Raw genomic sequence first — 24,952 nt, forward strand, 5'->3', positions numbered from 1 at the left:
CAATATTATAAATTAGGCAGGAATAGATAACGTTATGTATCAGTTTGATAAATTTGATAGAAGGCTTCTGGGAGAGCAGATAGAAGATGAATTATTGAATTTCATCAGAAAGGAGCAGCTAGAGGTAGGACAGAAAATACCAAATGAGTTTGAACTGGCTGAGAAGTTCGGTGTGGGGCGCAGTACCATAAGAGAAGCAGTCAAAGGCCTTGTGACAAAGGGAATACTTGAGGTAAAGAGAGGATCCGGCACTTATATTGCCGCTACACGCACTCTGGAGGATGACCCTCTAAGGCTGTCCAAGCTGCAGGATAAATATAAACTGGCCCTTGAATTATTTGACGTGCGGCTTATGCTTGAGCCGGAAATTGCTTCACTTGCGGCAGAATATGCAACCCAGGAGGAATTAGAGCAGCTTGAAAAGCTCTGTGATGAAACGGAACAAATGTATTTGGAGGGGAAAAACCATATCCCTAAGGATATTGAATTTCATACCTGTATTGCAAGGTGCAGCAAGAACCGCGTGGTTGAGACATTGATTCCGGTCATCAATACGGCGGTCATGACCTTTGCAAACCTGACCCATAGAACATTGATGCAGGAGACCATTGAAACCCATCGTGCGGTGGTGAATGCAATTTTAGACCATGACCCGGTGGGAGCAAGGTGCGCCATGGTGATGCATTTAACTTATAACCGACAGGCATTGATCAAAAAAGAAAAGGAGCACAAGAGAACACAGATGAAAAATAAATCGAAGAATAAATCAGACCATGAATGAAATGATTAAAAATATTTTTATGTTAGATGAGATAAAGTAAAAATGATTTATAATATTGCACAAAAAAGGAGGGGTAAATGCGGAAAAACCTCTCCTTTTTTGTGTAAACACACGAAAAATAAGAATAAACATCAGACATATTGACATTATTGAGTGTTAAAAGTAACATATATATGTAAAATACATAATACGTCATATGATTATGGTTAAGAAGGGAGGAAAAATAAATAACGGTCATACGTTTTGCAAATTGACCATATGTTAACAAAAGATGTCACGCTTAGAGTGCTGGCTTATTGCAGCAAAAGTTGTTACGCTTAGCGGGCAGGCTTATCGTAACAAAAGCTGCCACGTTTAGCGGGCCGGTTTATTGTAAGAAAAGCAGTCGGTCTGCAGTATGGCATCCATCTGCTAAAAAGAGATGAAAGTGAGGAAAGATTATGAGTGCACAAGCAGCTGCTTTGAACCCTACAAGGCTTGTGATTGCAGCAATCATTGGATTAGTAATTTTATTGGTTTTGATTATTAAGTTTAAAATTCAGGCTATGATTTCCATTTTGACAGGCGCCATTGCTATCGGCCTGATTGCAGGTATGCCTGTGGAAGATATTGTGAATGCGGTAAATGACGGTATCGGTAACACACTAAAAGGAATTGCCCTGCTGGTGGGGCTTGGATCTATGTTTGGCGCCATACTGGAAATATCAGGTGGCGCGCAGACTCTGGCGGTTACCATGGTGAAATGGTTCGGAGATAAAAAGGCAGCCTGGGCGCTTGGAATTACCGGGCTGGTAATCGCAATGCCGGTATTTTTTGACGCCGGGCTTATTATTTTGATTCCTCTTGCATTTTCACTTGCAAAAAGGACAAAGAGATCTTCCCTGTTTTATGCAATTCCCCTTTTGGCCGGCCTGGCCGTGGGCCATGCGTTCATACCGCCAACGCCGGGACCGATTCTTGTTGCAACTATGTTAAACGTAGACCTGGGATGGGTTATCCTGGTTGGCATTTTCTGTGGGGCGGTTGCAATGGTAGTCTCAGGGCCCATATGGGGCTCTATCTGCGGGAAAAAATACAACATTCCTGTGCCGGAGCATGTGGCCAGCCAGCAGGATTATGACGAGTCTAAACTGCCTAATTTCTGGGCAATTGTGGGTATCATTCTGATTCCACTTGTACTGATCATACTGGATTCCGTGACCGGGGTGGTTCCGGCTCTTAGTTCTTTGCAGCCGGTGTTTGGTTTCCTTGGGGAGCCTTTTGTAGCGCTGCTGATTGCAACTGTTGCCGCAATGATTCTACTTGGGCTGAAACATGGATACAGCACGGAAGAACTGGAAAAGGTTATGACGAAATCCTTAGAGCCTACGGGATTGATATTGCTGGTGACGGCATGCGGCGGCGTGCTGCGCTATGTGCTGCAGTATTCAGGTCTTGGGGATGTGATTGGAAATGCGGTATCTTCCATGTCTCTGCCAATCGTGGTGCTTGCATTTATTGTAGCTGCCCTTGTGCGCATCTGCGTAGGTTCCGCCACTGTGGCAATGACCATGGCGGCCGGAATAGTTGCGGCAATACCGGGTATCGCAGATTTGTCTCCTTTGTATCTTGCATGTACAACGGCTGCCGTTGCAGGAGGCGCAACGGTCTGCTCTCACTTTAATGATTCCGGGTTCTGGCTGGTAAAATCTTTAGTTGGAATGGATGAAAAGATGACATTAAAAACGTGGACGATTATGGAGACGCTTGTGGGCGGAACCGGTTTTATCGTGGCGCTTATTATTTCATTTTTTGCATAAAACTTTTTTAAAATTTCTACCCAGGAATTTAGTTTAAGGAGGCTTATTATGGTTCAATTAAAAAGTCAGGAAATGCGCACGCTGGCACCGGAACTGGACCCGTTGCGCATTGGAACCGGTTGGAAACCGGAGGATTTGTCAAAGCCCCAGGTGATCATAGAGAGCACTTACGGGGATTCCCACCCGGGCAGCGGTCATTTAAATCTGCTGGTTGAAGAAGTAAAAAAAGGAATTGAAGAAGCCGGCGGGTTTGGCGCAAGATATTACTGTACGGATATGTGTGACGGGGAGAGTCAGGGAACGGACGGTATCAATTTCAGCCTTGTAAGCCGTGAGATGATTGCCAACATGATTGAGATTCAGGCGAACGCAACTCCTTTTGACGCAGGCGTTTATCTTGCAAGCTGTGACAAGGGAATGCCGGGAAATCTGATGGGATTATGCCGGGTTAACATTCCGGCAGTGGTGGTACCGGGGGGGACTATGAATGCCGGGCCTGACATGCTGACGCTTGAACAGCTTGGAATGTACAGCGCAAAGTATCAGAGGGGCGAAATAGATGAAGAAAAGTTAAATTGGGCAAAGCATAATGCCTGTCCTAGCTGCGGTGCCTGCTCCTTTATAGGAACCGCGTCAACTATGCAGATCATGGCGGAGGCGCTGGGCCTGGCTCTGCCAGGCAGCGCGCTGATGCCGGCAACAAGCCCCGATCTTCTTGCATTTGCAAAAGAGGCCGGAAAACAGGCGGTTAAGCTTGCGTTTATGAAAAATATGCGCCCCAGTGATATTGTAACTATGGATAGCTTTGAGAATGCGATTCTGGTTCACGCCGCAATTTCCGGAAGCACAAACTGTCTGCTTCACATACCGGCTATTGCCCATGAGTTAGGGATTGAGATAACAGGGGATACCTTTGACCGTCTGCACAGAAATGCAAGGTATCTTTTGGATATACGTCCGGCAGGACGCTGGCCGGCGGAGTGTTTTTATTATGCCGGCGGTGTTCCCGCTATTATGGAGGAGATTCGCGGCTGTCTGCATCTGGATGTAATGACGGTGACGGGAAAAACATTGGGAGAGAATCTGGACGAACTAAAACAGAACGGATTTTATGAGCGTTGTGAAAAGTGGCTTCAGGAATTTAATAAGCGCTATGGCTGTCAGGTGACCAAAAAAGATATCATCCGCCCTTTTGATGAGGCAATTGGAACAGACGGAAGTATTGCCATCCTGCGGGGGAATTTGGCGCCGGAGGGAGCTGTTATTAAACATACGGCATGCCCGAAGGAAATGTTCCGGGCGGTGCTGCGGGCAAGGCCCTTTGACAGCGAGGAGGAATGTCTGGACGCCGTGTTAAAGCATAAGGTGGAAAAAGGAGATGCTGTCTTTATCCGCTATGAGGGCCCTAAGGGGAGCGGCATGCCGGAAATGTTTTACACCTCCGAGGCAATCAGCAGTGACAAAGAGCTTGGAAGAAGTATTGCCCTTATTACGGACGGACGTTTTTCGGGGGCATCTACCGGCCCGGTGATTGGCCACTGCAGCCCGGAAGCAGCGGACGGAGGGCCTATTGCGCTGGTGGAAGAAGGGGATTTGATTGAGATTGATGTTATGGAGCGGAAATTGAACATCATTGGCATTCATGGCGTGGAGAAAACCCCTGAAGAAATTAGTGCGGTTTTGGCAGAACGCAGGAAAAATTGGAAACCCAGAGAACTTCGCTATAAGAGAGGGGCACTGCGCCTGTTTAGCGAACATGCGGCGAGCCCTATGAAAGGCGCTTATCTGGAATTTGGTGATTGATAGAAGAAACAAACAATAAGCTGCCTGGCGGACCATGGCAGCTTATTGTTTGTTTCTATCATAATTCTGGCAATATTAATTCCAGCTTTTTCAGGTCATCCTCTGTGGTAGACCAGCTGGTCACAAAGCGGACTACGGTGTGGTTATCGTCATATTTTTCCCAAAAGCTAAAACAGACCTGTTGCCGCAGTTTTTCCATTTGCACATTGTCAAGGATGACAAATTGCTGATTGGTTGGGGATTCCAAATAAAAGGGAATTCCTTTTTGATGAAAAATTGTCTTTAATTTTTCCGCCATAAGAATGGCATGACGGCCGATTTGGAAATATAAATCCTTTGAAAAAAGAGCGTCAAACTGGACGCCGGTGAGTCTGCCTTTCGCAAGGAGCGCCCCGCGCCTTTTGACGGAGGTTATAAAATGCTCAGGCCTTTTTGTCCCCGTAAAAACAACGGCCTCACCGCATAAAGCCCCCGCCTTGGTTCCGCCAATATAAAACACATCACATAGCCGCGCTATATCAGGGAGCGTCACATCTGTTTCCTGGCTCATGAGACCGTAGGCAAGGCGGGCGCCGTCTAAATAAAGGGGAATATGGCAGCTGTGGCATAACTTAGAAAGCTGCGTCAATTCATTTAGGGTGTAAAGTGTGCCGTATTCGGTGGGTTGTGAGATATAGACCATTCCCGGAAATACCATATGTGTGCAGGTTTCATCGGCATAAAAATCTCCAAGATATTTTTCTAGGACTTTTGGATCTAATTTCCCGTCTGTATGGGGAAGGGCCAAAACTTTATGACCGGTATACTCAATGGCGCCGGCTTCGTGGACATTGATGTGACCTGTTTGGGCGGCAATAACGCCCTCATGGTCATGGAGCATAGTTGATATGACAATCAGATTAGTTTGGGTACCGCCAACCAAAAGCTCCACCTGTGCGGCAGGGCATTGGCAGGCCCTTTTGATTTTTTCTTTGGCCCTTTCACTGTATGGGTCTGAGCCGTACCCGGAGAGATTTTCCAGGTTTGTTTCCACAAGGCGGTTCAAAACCAGCGGGTGTGCGCCGGCAATATAATCATTTTCAAAAGAAATCATTGTTTATTCCTTTCCGTTTATCCCCTTCTGCATTGCAAACCATTCTGTAATACTGCGTCTTGTGTGCACAAGATTTGTACAAAAAAAATACCGCTAAAACGCGTATGGGCCGCGGGGCGGGAAAGGGAAAACATTTCCTCCGTTTCATTTGGTAATTCTATCGCTCTATTTGAACTTCAAGTACAACATGTAATATATACTGAAAGTATCCTTTCGTCAACAGCATGATAAAAACTGATAAAAATCACCATAACAGTTGAGGCTTCGGCTTTACTGCCGCAAATTTGGTATCTATGCCCCGAAAAGTAACAATTGTGTGTCTGTGTTCAATAGAGTATAATATAAAAGTAAAGCGGAACCAGGAAATGCAATTGCATATGACGCAGGTTTTAGGGTTTCAGGTATGGATGTGACAGGAGAGAATGGAGTTAAAATGACTACGATTTATTTTGTCCGCCATGCGGCCCCCAATTTTCATAACCATGATGATTTGACCCGCGAGCTGACAGATAAAGGGTTAAAGGACCGCAGGTGTGTAACTGAATTTTTGTGGGATAAAGGTATAGATGTTGATTATCAAGCCCATATAAAAGGGCTGTAGATACAATAAAGGAATTTGCTGATTTCAAAGGACTGGAAATAAAGTTAATAGATGACTTCAGGGAGCGAAAGATCAAAAACGAGTGGATAGAGGATTTCAACGGCTTTTGCAAAAAGCAGTGGGAGGATTTTAACTTTAAGCTTTCGAAAGGAGAATCGCTGTTAGAGGTGCAAAGACGGAAGGATTTAATGCCGTGGATTGTAAAGTTTTCGTTAGAAAATGATAAATGCTCGGAAATACAAACCTATCATTTGTTTATGTGAATCAGATTTTTGACGGGTTTGTCCGACCAAAATAGGGAAACGACAGGGGGATAAGGTCTTTTCTACTGTTAAGGAGTGGTCATAATTTATGAATGAGATAAAGGAAAGGAAGGGTAAAACGATGGGAATTATTGAGAAAATGAGATTGGACGGAAAGAAGGGATTCGTTACAGGAGCAGCCAGAGGCATTGGAAAGTGTACGGCCAGAGCCTTTGCGCAGGCAGGGGCTGACGTGGCGGTTGTGGATCTGGACTTGGAGGAGGCCAAAAAGACGGCGGAAGAACTGGCCGGTGATACGGGCAGGAAGGTGATTGCCATTCAGACGGACTGTACGGACAAAGAGCAGGTGGATGCAATGGTAGCCCAGGTGGTAAGGGAGCTGGGCGGGTTGGATTTTTGCCATAACAATGCCGGAATCTGTATCAATGTACCGGCGGAGGAGATGACCTTTGAACAGTGGTATAAGGTGATCAACGTTAATTTGAACGGAGTTTTTCTCACGGATATTGCCGCGGGCAAATACATGTTGGAACATGGCGGCGGCTCAATTATCAATACGGCCTCCATGTCGGGACATATTGTGAATGTGCCCCAGCCTCAGTGCGCTTATAATGCATCAAAGGCAGGTGTGATTCAATTGACGAAGTCCCTTGCGATTGAGTGGGCAAAGCGGGGGGTGCGTGTAAACAGCATCAGTCCCGGATATATTGGCACGGAATTGACGCTTAATTCTCCAACACTTATTCCGCTAATCGAAAAATGGAATGAGATGGCGCCTATGGGGAGAATGGGGAAACCGGAAGAATTAGAATCAATTTGCGTCTATCTTGCGGGGGATACCAGTACTTTTACCACAGGTTCGGATTTCGTCATTGATGGCGCGTTTACCTGTTTTTAATGAGTAAAAGCCGATGGTCGTATATGTAAATACTTTTGTAAAGAAAAAGCAAACGATAAAATTAGTAATGCGATGAAAGAACTTTTGGAAAGAGTGATGAAGTATGGCTATATTGTATACAATAGGCAATATTAATTTACATACGGTGGAATTAGTGGCAAAAGCAGTAAGAGAAGCAGAGCCGCAGATCATGATTCATAAAGTGGTGATTTTTGACAGTCCTGAGAGTGAAAAATTGCAAAATGAGCAGGTTGAGATTTATAGAAAATATTTTGGCAATTTTATTAGAGAGGGAGTACGGATCAATCCTGATGGAAGTATTGATACATTACTGCTTTTTCATGTGTTTGCAAATGATGAAGAAAAAATTGTGGATTTGAGCAATGGACAGAAAGCCACATCGTCTTTGCTGTTTATGGCGGCGAATTTATGCCAAATCGACCGTATCTACTATCTTATATTAAAGTCTGCCCCGAAGGAAGTTATGCTTTCCGGGCGCGACTATGATTATATAAAAATGAGACAAGTAGATTGTGTGAGCAAATTAGCCAAAATAAGTTATTTTGATTTAATCTATTACAATGACGAGATGCGGGAATTGTTTTCTGAGAGTGAAAGAAGGACAAACGGACCGTTAAAAGTCATATATGACGGATTAAGCAGTGGAATCAAAGAATTTTTTTCCGGAACGGATTATAGGAGTGTAGTGGCGAATGTAACGATAGGCAATGAGAAAATCATTCATTCATTGGTTGCTTTTTTGCAGGATGATAAGGAGTGCCGGCAATATTGTGCCGATAACAAGATTTGTATTACAGCGAATAGAGATCCTGTGGGTATATTGACCTATTTCTCAAGAAGTTATGTAAAAAACGGGAAGAAAAAGGAAACATTAGCGCTGGCTGCCGTTCCCAATCTCCTTGCATCGCTGAGAGAGTATCGGAATATTTCAGCGCACTATTCGGAAAATGGTATTTTGCTGACTGAGGACCAAGGAAGAATTGTCATTAATCTATGTATAGAAGTAATAAAGAATATCCATGAAAATACGAAATTTTGGGAATTTATGAAAAAAAGAAAGTAGAATGGAAAATATGTATATTGCAATAGATGGAGATTCGGTGGGCACACGATTACAGCAGCTTATTTTGGAAGAAAAATTAGAAGAATTAAGGTGTTTTAGCAATTCCGTTAAGGATACATTGTTTCGATTTGTTCAAGTTTTGGAAAAACATGGCGGTATTGTTTATATGGATGGCGGCGACAATGTATTTGCAGAATGCAACAGGGAATGTGCACAAATTGTAGCGGAATATGTATCGGTTGAAAATAAAAGAAACCGGATATGCTATTCTCTTGCAATTGGGGAGAATACACAGGATACTTACATAGGTTTAAAATATGCCAAGAGTAGTAAAATCCATTATATCGAAGTTGTTCGGAAAGGTACAAAGATGAAGTTCCAACCAGTGCTGTAAGCGGATTTATGTGTAGTCGTTGACGGCCGTTAACTTTCATGATAGGATGAAAAAGCAGAAGTAATCATATATAGATTATGTAGAAATAGCGGAAATTAAGATATTCATTCAGGACGTTTTTATGAAGCATGTACCATCACCGAAATCAAATAAATTAGTGGATAAGAAATGGATAGACCGGGGGATGTTGATTACGATTCTTACCCTTGCGTGGCCCACTATGCTGGAACAATTGATGCAGACGGCTGTTCAGTACATTGATACGGCCATGGTGGGCTCCCTGGGGACGCAGGCTACAGCCGCGGTTGGGTCAACGGGAACCGTTAACTGGCTGATTGGCAGCACTATTTCAGCTGTAGGTGTGGGATTTCTTTCCTACATAGCAAAAGCATATGGAGCAAACGAACAGGCCGCCGCAAAACGAGCAGTTTCGCAGGCGGTTTTGATTACATTTGTTTTGGGCGTATTTTTTACCATTGTGACTGTATCTTTAAGCGGGATGGTGCCGGTATGGATGCAGGTAGATAAAGACATTAGAGAGATGGCATCACAGTACTTTCTAATTTTGTATCTTCCCATGCTGCCAAGAACAGCCAGCATTATTTTTGGCACAGTACTTCGCTCTGCAGGTGATACGAAGACACCTATGAAAATTGGGGTGCTTGTGAATCTGGTTAATGTGGTTTTCAACTTCCTTTTGATTTATCCGAAACGGGAATTATCACTGTTTTCCTTCCATTTACGGATGTGGGGAGCAGGGCTTGGGGTGATTGGAGCAGCCATAGCCAGCGCCATAGCTTTTACCATTGGCGGCATTTTTATTACTTGTGTATTGTGGAGACATCCTATGGTTTCACCGAGGGGAGAGAAGTTTACTTTAGATTTACAAATTTTGAAGCCCTGTCTCAAAGTGGCTTTTCCCAATATGCTGCAGCGTTTTGGAACCTCTCTTGGATATGTGGCATTTGCGGCTATGATCAATTCCCTTGGAGAAACCTCCACCGCAGCTCATACCATTGCAAACACAGTGGAATCCGCTTTTTATATTCCAGGGTATGGGATGCAGACGGCGGCGGCTACCCTTGCCGGTAACGCCTACGGTGCCAATGATGGGAAGCGCATGAAAAATCTGGCATCCATGTTTATTCCGCTGGAAACAATTTTGATGATTGGCTCTGGGGCCTGCCTCTTTTTGGCATCGCCCTGGTTGATGGGGCTGTTTTCTGCCAGTGATACGGTTATTTCGCTGGGAACCAGTGTGCTGCGTATGGTGGCGGTTTCGGAACCCTTTTATGGATTCTCTATTATAATAGAAGGTTTTATGATGGGCGTAGGCAGGACCAAAGGGCCTTTTGTGTACAATATAATTGGTATGTGGCTGGTGCGGATTGTGGGCACTTTTATCTGTACGCAGCTTTTAGGGATGGGACTGATTTCAGCCTGGGCATGTATGATAGCCCATAATCTGCTGTTGTTTATACTGTTCCTGATTTGTTATGTGAGAGGAACATGGAATCCGCTTTTTGCTGCTGCGAAGGCTGGTTGAAATTTATGTATGGAATTTTTGGCTGATAAATTTTGTGCTTTTGGTCGTAACATAATCGTGAGCTGAGAGTTATTTGCAGTTATGGAAAGGAGAAATATATGGCTGATACCATCATGCAAAAAGAAAACAGAATGGGAACGGAGAAGATGAGCAAGCTTATTATTGCAACGGGTATTCCCCTGATGTTAAGTCTGCTTATTAATTCTCTTTACAATTTTATTGATTCTGTGTTTGTGTCAAGGGTGTCAGAGGATGCTTTGACAGCTTTGTCGCTGTCAGCGCCGGTTCAGGTATTGGTGTCATCTCTTGGACTGGGCAATGCCGTAGGTTTAAATGCGGTTATTTCAAGAGCATTAGGAGAAAAGAAACCGGATAAAGTCAGAAAGGCGGCGGATGCTTCTATTTTTATTGCGCTGTGTTCCTGGGTAATCATTGTATTGATTTGTCTGATATTTGTGAAACCATATTTCGCGTGGCAGTCCGGTGGGAACGAGATAATCGCAGCCTATGGGCGGGATTATCTTATGATATGTATGTTGTTTTCTATTGGTCAAATGGGTCAATGGGTCTTTGACCGTTTTGTGATAGCCAGTGGAAAGTCGCATCTTTTCCTGTTTACCTTATCTGCTGCTTCTATTACAAATCTTATTTTGGATCCGATTTTTATTTTTGGATTATTTGGGATACCGAGAATGGAGGCTAAGGGGGCGGCGGTTGCAACAATAATCGGCCAGATTGTAGGCGCGATAGCAGGTATTTTGATAAACAAAAGATGGAATAAGGAAATCGAATTTTCTTTTCACCTGCATCAGGATAAAGAAAGCATACTGGAGATACTCAAGGTGGGAATCCCATCTACTTTGGTGCAGGTTTTGACATCCTTTGTGAGCATTGTCATGAACTCGATTCTTTTGGCATTTTCCACTACGGCCGTGGCAGTTTATGGCGTCTGCGCGAGAATTCAAAATATCGCTACGGTGGGAGTACATGGTATTGATAATGGTTTGATTCCAATTGTCGCATATAATTATGGCGCCGGAAAGAAAAAGCGCATTGAGGAATCCATCAGGTGGACATTGATCTATTCGGTGCTGCTGTATCTTGTGTTTTTTGTAGGACTGGAGCTTATTCCTAAAATTGTGCTGGGGATTTTTGATGCATCTGATTATATGCTTACAATCGGTATTCCGGCGCTTAGAATTTTGGCAGTTGCTTACTTCGCATCTATTCCTAACTTAGTTTTTGCGGCAGCGCTGCAGGGACTTTCCCTTGGGACGAAAAGTATGTATCTGACTATGGCGCGGCAGGCAATTCTTCCGGTTTTGTTCGCCTTAGGGTTAAGAGGATTCGGAAATTTAAATTTGATTTGGATTGCATTTATTTTAGCTGAATTGGTTGGGATGCCTTTGGCGGTCTTTCTGTGGAGGGGAGCCTATAAGCGGTATTGCAGTTAAGCGTAAGGAAAAGAAAGAGTACAAAAAAAGGCGCCGATGACGGCGCCTTAAGCTATGTATTTCAATTTACAGAGCATTATGTATTCTTCACTGTTCTCATCAATTATTTCAAATCCCACATTTTGATACATTTTCACAGCATAGTTTTCTTTTTGAACAGCAAGCGATGCCTGCCGATAGCCTTGCTCTTTTAAAAAATGCAGCATTTCTTTCATCATAGCGGTCCCTATCCCCAAATGACGGTACTCTTTGTAAAGAGAAATAGCAAAGGAAGGGGTACTGTCATCGATGTGTCCGTAATCATTCATAATGCGCACCCAAACTGCTCCAATCATTTTTTGCCCGGTCTCTGCAACCAGGCCGTAATCCCCCGCGCGTTTCCCGAAATCAGTCAAATATACCTGTAATTCTGGCTTTTGGATGATTGCTTTTGGCGGGGGCTGCGTACCCTTTGGAACAAAAATTGCTTCGTACAAAAAGTTTTCAAGGCTATTGTATTCATCTTCGTTTATTTTTCTGATTTTATAATCCATTTGATACCTCCGATTTGTAAAATATCATTCGCAATCGGATTTTGTTCCACACATATTCATACCTCCTTTGGCCGGCGTGTATTTATATGGAGCATAGGGCTGGAAATTTACCCTTTCGTGGCCTCCATTAAAAGCTTAAGACAAAGATCGATTCCAAGCTTTCCGGCGTTTAAGTACATGTCATAGTATTTGGGGTCCCCCCACTCATGACTGGTGAAAGAATTATAAAAATTCTTTCTTCTTTTATCATTCTTTTTGAGGGCGTTTTCAGCTTCTTCCTTTTGGATGCCCTCCCGCTCTATGGCACGCTGTATCCGTTTCTCATGGTCAGCATAGACAAATACTCGCAGGATGTTTTCCTTTTCTCTTAAAATATATCCGGAGGCTCGTCCCACAATGACACAGTTTCCATCTTCGGCAGCTTTTTCGATGATCTGCTTCTCCTCCAAAAAAAGCTTATCCGCCAGAGGCAAATCTTTGTTTCCTGCTAACCCGCCTAAAGGCGTTTTGGAAAGGTTCATAAGGATATTGCCCGAACTGCTTTCTTCTAGGGACTCAATCTTGAAAAACGGTATATCAAGTCTTTGGGCGGCCTCCAACAGGATATTCCGATCATATAGTTTATATCCCAGCGCTTCCGCCAGCCTTTTTCCGATTTCATGCCCGCCGCTGGCATAACGCCGTTCGATTGTGATGATATGATACATAAATATGTTCTCCTTTCTGTTTTTTATTCCCGCGAGCAATGAGTCGGGCGGATGCGTCAGGGCTCAAAGAGCATGTATCCATCTTGAGGAATGCCGCGAGGTTGTTGACGACAATGAGCTGGCTCGCGAAACGTGTCAGCCTCTGTTATTTTCTATTATAAACAATTCACGGGCATATCTCAATTTTTTTTTGCAGGTTTATTTGTAAAGCGAATAAAAATATCCGAATGAGAAAAACTAACCAAAAGTAAATTATCTTTCACACAACAAATTTGTGCTTGCACCCAAATTCGCGGGCTGCTGGCAAGAATGGGGGATTTCTATGGATACAACAGTTGGAGCAATTTTTGCACAGGGAGAGCGCAGCATCAAGGTGCCGGTACCTGTTTATATAAGAGCAAGCGCCTCGGTGGTTGGAACAAAGGAAGGGCAGGGGCCCTTTGGAGACTGCTTTGACGTGGTTGGAATGGATGACAAGTTTGGCTGTGATACCTGGGAGGAGGCGGAGAGCACCCTGCAAAAGGAGGCGCTGCAAATAGCCATTGGGAAATCCGGATTAAAAAAGGATGAAATCAAATATTTATTTGCTGGTGACTTGCTTGGTCAATCCATTGCCAGCAGCTTTGGTCTTGGTTCCTTTCAAATTCCGCTAGTCGGCATGTACGGAGCTTGTTCTACCTGCGGCCTTACTATGTCAATGGCAGCCATGTTGATTGCGGGGGGAATGGCGGAGCATGCGGCCTGTGTCACTTCCAGTCATTTTGCCAGCGCAGAAAAGGAGTTCCGGTTTCCCTTAGGATATGGAAATCAGAGACCTCTTTCGGCTACATGGACGGTTACCGGAAGCGGAGCTTTTATTTTAAGCGGTGTGAAAAGTGAGAAGGACAGGGCGATGATTGACGGGCTGACCATAGGAAAAATAGTGGATTTTGGATTAAAGGATTCCATGAATATGGGAGCGTGTATGGCCCCTGCGGCGGCGGATACCATTTATCAGCATTTAGCGGATTTCGACAGGAAACCATCAGATTATGATAAGATTATTACCGGGGATTTGGGCAGTGTAGGCCAGAAGGCTCTTTGGGACATGATGCGTGAAAAGGGTATGGATATTTCCAAAGTGCATATGGACTGTGGAATGGAGATTTATGATCAGAGCCAGGATGCCCATGCAGGCGGCAGCGGGTGCGGATGCAGTGCAGTTACTTTATCTGCCTATATCTTAAAACAGATGGAGGAAGGAAAGTGGAAGAGAGTGCTGTTTGTACCTACAGGAGCGCTTTTGTCCAAAACCAGTTTTAACGAAGGACAGAGCATCCCGGGAATCGCCCATGGGGTGGAGCTGGTGAATTGCAAATAAGGTGTAAGAAGAAATCGCATCCGTATCAAATTCCTGTTATATGCGACATTCAAAGGCTGTCACGCTTTACGTGGCAGCTGGTAAATTGTCTGTTATAACCTTTGGGAAGCAATTCTTTTGTTGGAAAGTGCAATCAGATCTGTAATTGTTCTGGCAGCATCACCTTCCTGGAAGGCAATACCGTAGTTATATTCAATAGGAAGATTTTCAGGAAAATCGTTGTAAGACTGCACCCGCGCTCTTAAGCGGCCAAGAAACCGGTCAATTTTCTCCTGGCTGCCTTCTTCAAACAAAGCCAGGAATTTATTACCGCCGTTGCGCCCTACAAAGCAAAGATCAACGGAAGCGGCTTTTAAGAGGTCTGCAAATTCTTTGATATGGTGATTGCCGTAGAGATGTCCATAGAGCCGGTTAATTTCAGCTACCTTCAGATCAAACATAATGCAGCCTAAGCATTCAGGCAGCGGTTTATCTAAATATTTTTCAATCATGGTATCACAGCCAAAGCGGTTGGCAAGTCCTGAAAGGGGATCGGAATAAACCGCATGATCTAATTCTTTATAATCTTTTTTGTAGGAGGAAAGGAAAGAAAAATCAAAGTAAACAAAGACGAATGACAGGCCAAGGATGCCCCACAAAAGTGCATAAAGCAGGCGTATGCTGGAATCTGTAGTTACAAGGAGATGTATATTTGCATCAAATACTAAAATACATAAGCAGACGATTGCCAGCAGAATAAACAGAATTAACTGGATGGTTTTATAAATAAAATCAGATTTTTTCATTGGTGTCAATGTCCTTTCCTTATTCTAATGCATATGAGTATAGCACAATTTCCCTAATTTTACTACTTTTACTTTTCAGTTGGTTTTTTTATTTATGGATAGTATAATAAAGGCTGACGGAATGCACTTTTTTGATAAGTATGAATGCAGTACCGCAAGATGTGCTTGCGATATGCGGAGATATAAAAAAGAAAGGGGGAAGACGGAAAGTGAAGAAGGCTATCAAGCGGGGGATCATCATAGTTTTGGTGCTGGCAGCACTTTTGGGAGGCTACGCAGCCTATGTTTTTAAGACATACTATCGTCTGCCGGATATGTTGACTCTTGAGGTCAAGCGAAATGGAGAAAATTCAGACTTTGAAAATGGTTTTAAGGTATCGCCTGGCGGCGCTTATTTTATTATGACATACAATATTGGGTTTGGCGCTTACAGAAGTGATTACAGTTTTTTTATGGATGGAGGGAAATCCTCATGGGGAAAGGATGAAGAAAGCGTGATTGCGGCTGTCTGCTCAATGGGAGATATTGTCAGTACGGTGAACCCTGATTTTGTCCTTTTGCAGGAAGTGGATATTGATGGTACCCGTTCTTATCACACAAATCAGTTGGAGCTGATGAATCAATTTTTGGAAGGGTATTATTATGATTTTGCACAGAATTACGATTCACCCTTCCTGTTTTTCCCGCCATGGGAGCCTCACGGTGCCAATCAGGCGGGCATTGCTACATACGCGCGTGCGGAGATTACAGATGCCATGCGCAGAAGCCTTCCCATTTCGGAATCTTTTAGCAAGCTGGTGGATTTGGACAGGTGCTATTCCATATCCAGAATTCCTGTGGAAAATGGTTTCAATTTGTGCATCTATAATGTACATACCTCGGCTTACGGCGGCAGCGATGAAATCAGGGAGGCACAGCTCGCCACCCTTTATGAGGATATGGCATTCGATTATAAGAGGGGAAACTATGTGATTTGTGGTGGTGATTTTAATCACAATTTAAAGGCGGGAGCACAGGAAAATGCGCCGGAATGGGCATATCCATTTCCAAGAGAGAGCCTGCCGGAGGGGTTTCATATGGCGATTGACGCCGCGATGAAGGAAAGTGTGGAACATAATACCTGCCGAAGCGCCGAGACGCCTTATGATGAAGAAACAACTTATACCGTTACATTAGATGGTTTCATTGTTTCTGACAATGTGCAGGTGAATTTTTATCAGCACATGGATTGGGGGTATGAATTTTCGGATCATGATCCGGTGCTGATGCAGTTTATTTTAGAATAATCCATGGAAAGAATAGAAATAAAAGCAAAAGGCCATACTAACCGATAAATACCAATGAATAATTTCAGAGCATATTAAGACGGAGGTCGGGATGGCAGGTATGGTTTTATATTTAAAAGCGGAACAAAATGCGGAGGTGATGGATGCGCAGGTATGCGTGAAGGACATTGCCTCCGTTTATTGTGCGGACAAATCAGTCAGCGCAAAGGCAAAATCCCTGAAAGTACATCAGTTTCATGAAAAGGAACAAAAGCGCCAGGTGATTAGTGTGCTGAAAGTGATTGAACTGATTGAACACGAATGCTCTGGCGTATCGGTGGAAAGTCTGGGGGAAAATGCAACGCTCATTGAGTGGATTGACATGGATAAGCATAAAGGATTCGCCCAGTGGATAAAAATGATTTTTGTGGCAGCAATCAGCTTTTTTGGCACTGGCTTTACGATTATGGCGTTTCATAACGATATTGGCATCAACAAAATATTTTCTAAAATGCATGAGCTTATTATGGGATATCCTGTGGATGGGTACAGCATTTTGGAGGTGTCCTATTCGATTGGCCTTGCCGCGGGAATCATACTGTTTTTCAATCATGTAGGCGGCAGGAGAATCACCAAAGATCCAACGCCTATTGAAGTGGAAATGCGGGTGTATGAGACGGACGTAAATAAGGCTCTTATCGAAACTGCGGACAGGGAGGGCAAGACAATTGATGTCTGAACAATTTCTGTTGAACCATGTGACATTTTTGAAACAGATTTTTTTAGGAATATGCGGGCTAAGCTTTGGTTTTTTGGCCTCGGCAGGGGTCTTTACCGTGTTGGTCTCCGTGGGTCTTATACCAAGATTTGCCGGGAAAATGCATGTGGCAAGGAAGGTGTTTGCCTTAGAGGAAGCAGTCGTTTTGGGTACCATATGCGGCGGGCTTTTAAGTGTCTTTTCAGAACATGTACATTTGGGTGGCTACATTCTTTCACGGGAGATCTTCGGCCCCCGTACAGTCCTGCTTTGGAAGTGGATAGGGCAGTTTTTTTTAGCTTTTGGCGGCTTATTTGCAGGAATGTTTGTGGGCTGTCTGGCACTTGCAATAGCGGAAATGCTCAATTCCATCCCTATCTTTGCAAGAAGAATCGGATTTAGGCACGGGCTCGGGGTAGCAATCAGCGCGGCGGCATTAGGAAAGGTAACAGGAAGCTTGCTTTACTTTATAAAAGGGATCTATCTCTCCGGCCTGTAGCAAAAGCGAGGCTTTTGAATTTAACAATGTACCTCCAAATGGGTATTGTAAATTCATGGAAAGCCGATTAAAATAGGTAAGAATGGAGGAATGCACATGCGGCGGATGGAGTTTAAAATGGAACGCCCTGGCCTTTTGAAGGAAGGGGACGAGGTTACGGTAACAGAGGGTTTATTGCCAAGTAATTATTATTATACCATTGATCCGTCCCTTGCCATGTCCGGCAATGTTCCTTTCAGGGAGCGAATGCTTGCCAGAACGGGCAAGATTGTCAGCATTATCCAAAATGAGCGGGGGTTTTATGTAACGGCTGAATTTGAAGAATAATGCGGCCGCAAAGTTACCTGGTAATGAAAAGAAATGGAGGATGAGTTATGTTAACAAAAGTATCTACAACGAAAGCGCCTGCAGCAATTGGCCCTTATTCCCAGGGGATGATAGCAAACGGTTTTTTGTTTGCATCAGGGCAGATTCCGATTGTTCCGGAAAGTGGGGAGATTGCGCAGGGAGACATTCATGTGCAGGCACAGCAGGTGATGAAGAATGTAAGTGAAATATTAAAAGAAGCAGGCACAGATTTTGAACACGTAGTAAAGACTACCTGCTTTTTGGCGGATATGGCGGATTTTGCAGCTTTTAACAGCGTGTACGAGAAATACTTTACCGGGAAACCGGCACGCAGCTGTGTTGCGGTAAAGACGCTTCCGAAGGATGTGCTGTGCGAGGTGGAAGTGATTGCGGTCGTGTAGACGTAAGCTGTGAACACCGGCTTTAGGGGTGCGGGTTTAAAGCTTATGATTCCCGAAGGCAATCAGTGACGGGTGTGCTTATGGCAATTGCCTTACAAAAGAGGGATATGGAAAGAGGTTGCATATGAAAAAGAAATCTATGGGTAATAGTTTTTTGTTGTTTTTGACAGCTTTTATCTGGGGCGTGGCGTTTGTAGCCCAGCGTGTGGGAATGGATTACATAGGGCCTTTTTCTTTTAACGGTGCAAGGTTTTTAATGGGAAGCGTTGTGCTTTTGCCCCTGGTCTGTGTCCGAAGAAAAAAGGATAAGGAAAAGGGGGTACCCCGTGCAGGGCTTAAGATCACTTTTACAGGTGGAATCTGCTGTGGGCTTGCCTTATGTTCGGCGGCTTTGTGCCAGCAGATTGGAATTATGTATACCACAGTAGGAAAAGCAGGATTTATTACCACTTTGTATATTGTGATTGTGCCCATTATGGGAATTTTTCTGGGAAAAAAAGCCGGTGGAAGGATTTGGATGGGCGCAGGACTGGCAGCAGTGGGAATGTATCTTCTTTGTATGAGCGAGCGTCTTGTGCTGAGCAAGGGCGATACCTATGTGTTTATATGTGCCATTCTTTTTTCCATACATATATTGGTGATTGATTATTTTTCGCCAAAAGCAGACGGAGTGGAGCTGTCCTGCATTCAGTTTTTGACTGCTGGGGTCATAAGTAGTATTTTAGCGTTTGTTTTTGAACAGCCGCAGCTGCAGAGCTTTATAGACGGTATTATCCCTCTTGCTTATGCCGGAATTATGTCAAGCGGAGTGGCCTATACCTTGCAGGTGGTGGGACAAAAGGACATGGATCCTACGGTGGCATCGCTTATTCTTTCTATGGAATCCGTGTTTTCAGTATTGGCCGGATGGATGATTTTGGGACAGGCGCTAAGCGGAAGGGAATTGTTTGGCTGCGTGATGGTGTTTGGCGCAGTGATTCTGGTACAGCTGCCGGATAAGAAAAGAAGCTAAAGCGCTGTATGTAATAACGTGGAGGTAAATTATGTTTGAAAAATTAAAAGGATATCATGTGGAAGATGGGAAGGTTTACTTCCGGTACGAAGGTGATTATGAGGGAAAAGAGCCTTGTGTGGAGGTGATTTCTGACACCATCATAAATGTGTTTGTTGATTACACTGGCTTAGGACATCGCTCCAGAGCCATTGAATGGGAGAGGCAGGGGCAAAATGACACAAAAGAAGGCGCTGAAAAAGGCAAATTGGAAAGCGTGTCGCAGGATGAATCAGGTGTCATAATTAAGACAAAAAAAGTGACCATAATAGTCGGCGACAATTTCCATGTGGATTTCTATGATCATGAAGGTATGCCTCTGAGCCTTGCACACAGAGGAGAAAGAAAAAAGAACGCTGCGCTGAGCGCATCTTTGCTTGCTTTTCTGGCAAAGGAAGGACATGCGGCTTCGGGGAGTATAATTGGAGACTATCCCATCCAGGAGGTCAGGTCCCTAGAGGATAAGGACTGTATTTACGGCCTTGGAGATAAAACCGGATTTTTAAATAAGAGACATTATGCATACGAAATGTGGAACACGGATAATCCCAATCCCCAGGAGGACAATTTTAAGGTTTTGTACAAGAGTATTCCCTTTATGCTGGTTTTGAAGGAGAAAGGAGCCTATGGGATTTTCTTTGACAATCACGGCAAAACCTATTTTGATATGGGCAAGGAAGGCGAGGACTATTATGTACTTGGGGCGGACGAAGGCAATCTGGACTATTACTTCATTGCCGGGGAGAATCTTAAGGATGTGGTGACGGATTATACTTATCTAACAGGACGGGCGCCTATGCAGCAGCTTTGGACTTTGGGATTCCACCAGTCCAGATGGGGCTATGAATCCGAGGAAGAAATTCGTGGTATCGCCAAAGGTTTAAGGGAGCATGAGCTGCCTTGCGACTGTATTCATTTTGACATTGACTACATGGATCATTATAAAGTCTTTACCTGGAATAAGGAAACTTATCAGGATGGCGGGAAGGTGATCTCCGACTTTAAGGACATGGGCATTAAGTCTGTCACCATCATGGATCCGGGGGTCAAGGTTGAAGAAGGCTATTACGTATACGAGGAAGGAATGAAGAACGGCTATTTTGCAAAGACACCAAAAGGAGAGGTATACGTAAATGAAGTATGGCCGGGGGATGCGGTATTTCCTGATTTTGGCAATCCGAAGGTACGTAAATGGTGGGGAGAAAAACAGAAATATCTGGTGGATTTAGGTGTTGCCGGTGTGTGGAATGATATGAATGAGCCGGCAAGCTTCAGAGGCCCGCTTCCCAACGATATTGTGTTTACGGACGAGGATATGCCTGCACCACACTCACAGATGCACAATGTGTATGGCCACAACATGGCAAAAGCCACTTATGAGGGCTGGAGGGAGCTTACCGGTAAGCGTCCTTTCGTAATCACCAGAGCCTGCTACGGCGGTTCACAGAAATATACAACCGGCTGGACAGGGGATAATCACAGTATCTGGGCACACTTACGCATGGCAATCCCACAGCTTTGTAATATGGGGCTTTCCGGCATGAGCTTTGTAGGAACGGACGTGGGCGGATTTGGCAGCGACTGTACGCCGGAGTTGTTTGCAAGGTGGATACAGATAGGGTGTTTCTCACCATTTTTCCGTGACCACTGTGCAAAGGGATGTAGAATGCAGGAGCCATGGCAGTTTGGCCCGGAGGTTCTTGCTATCAGCAGAAAGTATATCAACCTGCGTTATGAACTGCTTCCGTATATATACGACTTGATGCATGAATGTGAAACCAGCGGAATGCCTATCATGCGCCCTCTTGTTCTGGAATATGACAAGGATGAAAATGTGAAGAACCGGAATGATGAATTTATGCTTGGCGACCGTATTTTAGTTGCGCCGGTGGTAGAGCAGGGAGCAAAGGAGAAATTGGTTTATCTGCCAAAAGGCGTTTGGTACGATTACTGGACAGGAGAAAAAATAGAAGGAAATTGCTCCTTTGTCAGGACAGCGCCCCTTGATGTATGCCCGATTTATGTGAAGGCAGGGGCGGTTATTCCCAAATATCCGGTAAGAATGCATGTGGGGGAGGATAAAGATGATCTGCTGATTTTAGAGGTTTATCCGGGAGAAGGAACCTATGCCCACTATCAGGATAATGGAGAAGACTTTGCATACCGTCAGGGTGCGTATAATACTTATCAGATTCACAACCTGAATGGGCAGGTGGAGGTTTTCAAACAGCACGAAGGCTATCGGGATTATGAAAAGATAAAAGTGGAAATGACCGCTGGGTTTCAGAAAAAATGATTACAAATATGGTTAAGGTAACATACTTATATCACAGCGGCTTCATGGTGGAGCTTGACAACAGCATACTTATTTTTGACTATTTTAAAGGGAATCTGCCGTCTTCTTTGAAGGGGAAAAAACTTTTGATGTTTTTCAGTCACAAACATCATGACCATTTTCAACTCTCCGCCCTTAAATGGGCGGAGGAAATGTCAAAAGAGGCGCATTTTTTTGTCGGAAACGATATCAAGCTGAATGGAAAATACCTGGAAAGAAACGGGCTCTGCCCTGCTATTCTAAAAAGAATAGAACGGATGCAGGGCGGTGCGGTGTATGAAAATAAGGAAGAACAGCTTAAAGTGGAAACACTTCATTCAACCGATGAAGGGGTTGCATTTGTGGTGACGGCAGGAGAGACATCCATTTACCATGCAGGAGATTTAAACAACTGGTATTGGCCTGAGGAGACAAAAATCGGTAATGAAAAAATGGAAAAGGCTTACAAAAAGGAAATTGACAAAATTGCCGGACGACATTTTGATCTTGCTTTTGTACCTTTGGATCCCAGGTTAAAAGAAGGCTACGGCCTTGGAATGGATTATTTTTTGGAGAAGGTAGATGCCGACAGAGTTTTTCCTATGCATATGTGGGAGGAATATGATGTGATAAAACGTTATAAACAGACAAAAACAGGACGGGCATTTGCAGAAAGAATTGAGGATGTGCCGCATATTCCCATGTAAAACAACGCATAATAATCCATGAAAACACCAAAAAATGAGTGCTTGTTCTAACTTTATGGGTTGCTGACAGGAATGGAGGTTAGGTTTATCATGGATTATTTTAATGCGTTTTGGGTAGGCGGGCTGATATGTGCGCTGGTACAGATTTTGATGGAAAAGACAAAGATGATGCCAGGCAGAATCATGGTGCTTTTGGTATGTGCAGGGGCTGTAATCAGTGCCGTTGGCTGGTATCAGCCATTTGTGGAGTTTGCAGGAGCAGGAGCAAGCGTACCGCTTTTGGGATTTGGAAATGTGCTGATGAAGGGAGTAAAGGAAGCCGTAGATGAGCAGGGATTTATGGGATTATTTTCCGGTGGATTTAAGGCAGGGGCGGTAGGATGCGCGGCCGCGCTTATTTTTGGGTATTTGGCGAGCCTTGTTTTTAACCCTAAGATGAAGAAATAATGTAACTATTTAGCCAGGTCTGTGCATTTACTGCACAGACTGTGAGAATAGGATCAGGGAGTGCAAAATCCCATCGCCGAAGGCGATTTTAAATGGATTTTGTAAGTAACAGTCAGCAAGGCTGAACTGTTACGAAATAATTGATGGATTATTCATAAGCTGGTTGTCCTTTTTGGTTTTTGTGCGTATAATGTGAAGTGAATTGTGTTTTAGCCCCAAATTGAGGGCAGCCGGCAGGAATGGAGGATTCGTATGGTGCAGGAAAGAATTGCGAAATTAAGAGAAAATATGAAAGCGGCTGGTATAGACTGTTATCTGATACCCACATCAGATTATCATGACAGTGAATATGTCAGCGGCTTTTTTCAGGTGAGAAAATATTTTAGCGGGTTTACAGGGTCTGCAGGGACATTGGTGGCAGCCAGGAATGAGACGGCGCTTTTTACGGACGGCAGATATTTTATACAGGCGGAAAAAGAGTTAAAAGATAGTGGCATAAGGCTGATGAAAATGGAGGAGCCAGGTGTGCCAACACTCTTGCAGTATCTGGAGCAGGTTTTACAGGAGGGAGAGTGCCTTGGATTTGATGGGCGCGTGGTGAAGGCAGAGTCGGCCAGGGAATATGAGGAAATTATAAACAAAAAGAATGGAAAAATGATTTGGGACAAAGACCTTTCGGAGGGGATTTGGGAGGAGCGACCGGCGATTACGCATCATCCGGTGTTTGTGCTTGAGGAATGCTACAGCGGCGAGAGCGCTTCGTCTAAAATCGCCAGGGTCCGTGAAAAGATGAAGGAAGAAGGCTGCACCATGCATATTTTAACATCGCTGGACGATATCGCATGGCTTTTGAATATCAGGGGCAATGATGTGGAGAGCTGCCCTGTGGTATTGTCCTACATAGTGATGACCATGGAGCAGGTGATTCTTTTTGCAGAGGGAGAAAAGAGTGGAGTCTGGACAGAGGATTTAAAGAAGTATCTTGCAAAAAACAACGTTACGCTTCGTCCTTACGATAGCTTTTATGCTTACATACCTGAAATTCACAAGGAGAAGGTGCTGCTTTGTAAAGAGCGCGTCAGCTGCCGGCTGCTCAAGGAGCTTTCGGAGGATGTAAACGTGGTGGACAAAGCCAATCCCACTTCTTTCATGAAAGCAGTGAAAAATCAAGTTGAGATGGAAAATCTGCGCAAGGCTCATTTAAAGGATGCCATTGCCGTAACCCGTTTTATGCATTGGCTTAAGACGAATGTTGGAAAGGAGCCCATGACAGAGGTAAGTGCGGCTGTATATCTGGAAGATATGCGCAAAGAGAATGAGCATTTTATAGAGCCCAGCTTTGGTACAATCTGCGCTTATGGGGCAAATGGGGCAATTGTACACTACAGTGCAAAAGAGGATGCCTGCGCTGAAATAAAGCAGGAAGGCTTTTTGATGGTGGACAGCGGCGGCCATTATCTGGAGGGAACTACGGATATTACGAGAACATTTGCGTTAGGAGCGCTGACAAAGGAAATGAAGGAGCATTTTACACTGGTGCTGAAGGCTATGCTTAATTTAAGAGCCACGAAATTCCTTTATGGGTGCAGAGGTATCAATTTGGATATTCGGGCAAGAGAGGTGTTCTGGGAGAACGGACTTGATTATAAGCATGGCACCGGACATGGGGTTGGTTATCTGCTGAATGTGCACGAGGGGCCTAACAGCTTTAGATGGAAAGCGCAGGGAGAGCATTTAAGCAGCGCCGTGCTTGAGGAAGGTATGGTTACCACTGATGAGCCAGGTATTTATATAGAGGGGAGCTATGGGATCAGGATTGAAAATGAGCTTCTTTGCCGAAAAGGGAAGAAAAATGATTATGGGCAGTTCATGTATTTTGAGGATTTGACCTATGTGCCCATTGATTTGGACGGTGTGGAGGTTTCCATGCTGGAGGATAGGGATAAGGAGCGGCTGAATGGATATCACCAGGGAGTGTATGAGAAGTTAGCGCCTTATTTTGAAGGGGAAATGCTTAATTGGCTCAGGAAAGTGACCGCACCTGTAAAATAAAAAGGCAGTA

25 protein-coding genes are annotated in these 24,952 nt (G+C 44.2%); 21 read left to right on the forward strand and 4 right to left on the reverse strand.

Features of this window, described 5'->3' with window-relative positions:
- Positions 1 to 34: 34 nt before the first annotated feature.
- From D5281_RS11045 to ilvD, 3 genes are all read left to right on the forward strand, one after another.
- Positions 35 to 781 carry a FadR/GntR family transcriptional regulator gene (locus D5281_RS11045; protein WP_160560218.1) on the forward strand — a complete coding sequence of 249 codons (747 nt, stop codon included), beginning with the start codon at positions 35 to 37 and terminating at the stop codon, positions 779 to 781.
- A 440-nt stretch (positions 782 to 1,221) separates the two neighbouring features.
- A complete protein-coding gene (locus D5281_RS11050) occupies positions 1,222 to 2,580 on the forward strand; it encodes a GntP family permease (RefSeq protein ID WP_160560219.1) in 1,359 nt (452 codons plus the stop codon).
- 48 nt (positions 2,581 to 2,628) lie between these two features.
- The gene (gene ilvD / locus D5281_RS11055) at positions 2,629 to 4,383 is read left to right on the forward strand and encodes a dihydroxy-acid dehydratase (protein ID WP_160560220.1); all 1,755 of its coding nucleotides are present in this window, start codon (positions 2,629 to 2,631) and stop codon (positions 4,381 to 4,383) included.
- 58 nt (positions 4,384 to 4,441) lie between these two features.
- On the opposite strand, the gene D5281_RS11060 is transcribed toward ilvD, so the two are convergent.
- Positions 4,442 to 5,476 carry a threonine aldolase family protein gene (locus tag D5281_RS11060; protein ID WP_160560221.1) on the reverse strand — a complete coding sequence of 345 codons (1,035 nt, stop codon included), beginning with the start codon at positions 5,474 to 5,476 and terminating at the stop codon, positions 4,442 to 4,444.
- Positions 5,477 to 5,879: 403 nt separating this feature from the next.
- Here D5281_RS11060 and D5281_RS25630 point away from each other — a divergent pair, with 403 nt between their 5' ends.
- The 7 genes from D5281_RS25630 (at position 5,880) to D5281_RS11090 (ending at position 11,716) form a co-directional block, all read left to right on the forward strand.
- A complete protein-coding gene (locus D5281_RS25630; protein ID WP_277935306.1) occupies positions 5,880 to 6,077 on the forward strand; it encodes a histidine phosphatase family protein in 198 nt (65 codons plus the stop codon).
- A gap of 32 nt (positions 6,078 to 6,109) precedes the next feature.
- A complete protein-coding gene (locus D5281_RS27175; RefSeq protein ID WP_277935312.1) occupies positions 6,110 to 6,340 on the forward strand; it encodes a hypothetical protein in 231 nt (76 codons plus the stop codon).
- Positions 6,341 to 6,461: 121 nt separating this feature from the next.
- A complete protein-coding gene (locus D5281_RS11070) occupies positions 6,462 to 7,238 on the forward strand; it encodes an SDR family oxidoreductase (RefSeq protein WP_160560311.1) in 777 nt (258 codons plus the stop codon).
- 103 nt (positions 7,239 to 7,341) lie between these two features.
- Positions 7,342 to 8,322 (forward strand): hypothetical protein, encoded by a 981-nt coding sequence (locus D5281_RS11075; RefSeq protein ID WP_160560222.1) that lies wholly within the window; start codon positions 7,342 to 7,344, stop codon positions 8,320 to 8,322.
- Between the two features lies 1 nt (position 8,323).
- Positions 8,324 to 8,716, forward strand: a complete 393-nt coding sequence (locus tag D5281_RS11080; RefSeq protein WP_160560223.1) for a mCpol domain-containing protein — start codon at positions 8,324 to 8,326, stop codon at positions 8,714 to 8,716.
- Positions 8,717 to 8,837: 121 nt separating this feature from the next.
- On the forward strand, positions 8,838 to 10,262 hold the full coding sequence (locus D5281_RS11085) for an MATE family efflux transporter (protein ID WP_277935307.1): 1,425 nt from the start codon (positions 8,838 to 8,840) through the stop codon (positions 10,260 to 10,262).
- 98 nt (positions 10,263 to 10,360) lie between these two features.
- Positions 10,361 to 11,716, forward strand: coding sequence for an MATE family efflux transporter (locus D5281_RS11090; RefSeq protein ID WP_160560224.1), 1,356 nt, complete (start codon positions 10,361 to 10,363; stop codon positions 11,714 to 11,716).
- A 47-nt stretch (positions 11,717 to 11,763) separates the two neighbouring features.
- On the opposite strand, the gene D5281_RS11095 is transcribed toward D5281_RS11090, so the two are convergent.
- Together D5281_RS11095 and D5281_RS11100 are read right to left on the reverse strand one after the other, a co-directional pair.
- Positions 11,764 to 12,249, reverse strand: coding sequence for a GNAT family N-acetyltransferase (locus D5281_RS11095; protein ID WP_160560225.1), 486 nt, complete (start codon positions 12,247 to 12,249; stop codon positions 11,764 to 11,766).
- Between the two features lie 107 nt (positions 12,250 to 12,356).
- A complete protein-coding gene (locus D5281_RS11100; RefSeq protein WP_160560226.1) occupies positions 12,357 to 12,956 on the reverse strand; it encodes a cytidylate kinase-like family protein in 600 nt (199 codons plus the stop codon).
- A 322-nt stretch (positions 12,957 to 13,278) separates the two neighbouring features.
- Between D5281_RS11100 and D5281_RS11105 the strand changes: the two genes are divergently transcribed.
- Positions 13,279 to 14,316 carry a stage V sporulation protein AD gene (locus tag D5281_RS11105; protein ID WP_160560228.1) on the forward strand — a complete coding sequence of 346 codons (1,038 nt, stop codon included), beginning with the start codon at positions 13,279 to 13,281 and terminating at the stop codon, positions 14,314 to 14,316.
- Between the two features lie 92 nt (positions 14,317 to 14,408).
- On the opposite strand, the gene D5281_RS11110 is transcribed toward D5281_RS11105, so the two are convergent.
- Positions 14,409 to 15,101, reverse strand: a complete 693-nt coding sequence (locus D5281_RS11110; protein WP_160560230.1) for a GGDEF domain-containing protein — start codon at positions 15,099 to 15,101, stop codon at positions 14,409 to 14,411.
- A gap of 209 nt (positions 15,102 to 15,310) precedes the next feature.
- On the opposite strand from D5281_RS11110, the gene D5281_RS11115 reads away from it, so the two are divergent.
- The 10 genes from D5281_RS11115 (at position 15,311) to D5281_RS11160 (ending at position 24,942) form a co-directional block, all read left to right on the forward strand.
- A complete protein-coding gene (locus D5281_RS11115) occupies positions 15,311 to 16,387 on the forward strand; it encodes an endonuclease/exonuclease/phosphatase family protein (RefSeq protein ID WP_330584964.1) in 1,077 nt (358 codons plus the stop codon).
- 91 nt (positions 16,388 to 16,478) lie between these two features.
- The gene (locus D5281_RS11120; protein WP_160560231.1) at positions 16,479 to 17,105 is read left to right on the forward strand and encodes a stage V sporulation protein AA; all 627 of its coding nucleotides are present in this window, start codon (positions 16,479 to 16,481) and stop codon (positions 17,103 to 17,105) included.
- Positions 17,098 to 17,622 carry a stage V sporulation protein AB gene (locus D5281_RS11125; protein ID WP_160560233.1) on the forward strand — a complete coding sequence of 175 codons (525 nt, stop codon included), beginning with the start codon at positions 17,098 to 17,100 and terminating at the stop codon, positions 17,620 to 17,622. Before D5281_RS11120 ends, D5281_RS11125 begins: the two co-directional genes overlap by 8 nt.
- Before the next feature lie 96 nt (positions 17,623 to 17,718).
- On the forward strand, positions 17,719 to 17,949 hold the full coding sequence (locus D5281_RS11130) for a hypothetical protein (RefSeq protein WP_277935308.1): 231 nt from the start codon (positions 17,719 to 17,721) through the stop codon (positions 17,947 to 17,949).
- 47 nt (positions 17,950 to 17,996) lie between these two features.
- Positions 17,997 to 18,371, forward strand: coding sequence for a RidA family protein (locus D5281_RS11135; protein ID WP_160560234.1), 375 nt, complete (start codon positions 17,997 to 17,999; stop codon positions 18,369 to 18,371).
- A gap of 124 nt (positions 18,372 to 18,495) precedes the next feature.
- Entirely contained in the window at positions 18,496 to 19,383 is an 888-nt protein-coding gene (locus D5281_RS11140) for a DMT family transporter (RefSeq protein WP_160560236.1), read from the forward strand.
- A 31-nt stretch (positions 19,384 to 19,414) separates the two neighbouring features.
- Positions 19,415 to 21,718, forward strand: a complete 2,304-nt coding sequence (locus tag D5281_RS11145) for a glycoside hydrolase family 31 protein (RefSeq protein ID WP_160560237.1) — start codon at positions 19,415 to 19,417, stop codon at positions 21,716 to 21,718.
- Positions 21,715 to 22,443 (forward strand): MBL fold metallo-hydrolase, encoded by a 729-nt coding sequence (locus D5281_RS11150; RefSeq protein ID WP_277935309.1) that lies wholly within the window; start codon positions 21,715 to 21,717, stop codon positions 22,441 to 22,443. Before D5281_RS11145 ends, D5281_RS11150 begins: the two co-directional genes overlap by 4 nt.
- Before the next feature lie 90 nt (positions 22,444 to 22,533).
- Positions 22,534 to 22,890, forward strand: coding sequence for a SpoVA/SpoVAEb family sporulation membrane protein (locus D5281_RS11155; RefSeq protein ID WP_160560238.1), 357 nt, complete (start codon positions 22,534 to 22,536; stop codon positions 22,888 to 22,890).
- A 252-nt stretch (positions 22,891 to 23,142) separates the two neighbouring features.
- Positions 23,143 to 24,942 carry an aminopeptidase P family protein gene (locus tag D5281_RS11160; RefSeq protein WP_160560239.1) on the forward strand — a complete coding sequence of 600 codons (1,800 nt, stop codon included), beginning with the start codon at positions 23,143 to 23,145 and terminating at the stop codon, positions 24,940 to 24,942.
- Positions 24,943 to 24,952: the final 10 nt, after the last annotated feature.

It is taken from the genome of Parablautia muri (assembly GCF_009917485.1).
GTDB lineage: Bacteria > Bacillota > Clostridia > Lachnospirales > Lachnospiraceae > Suilimivivens > Suilimivivens muri.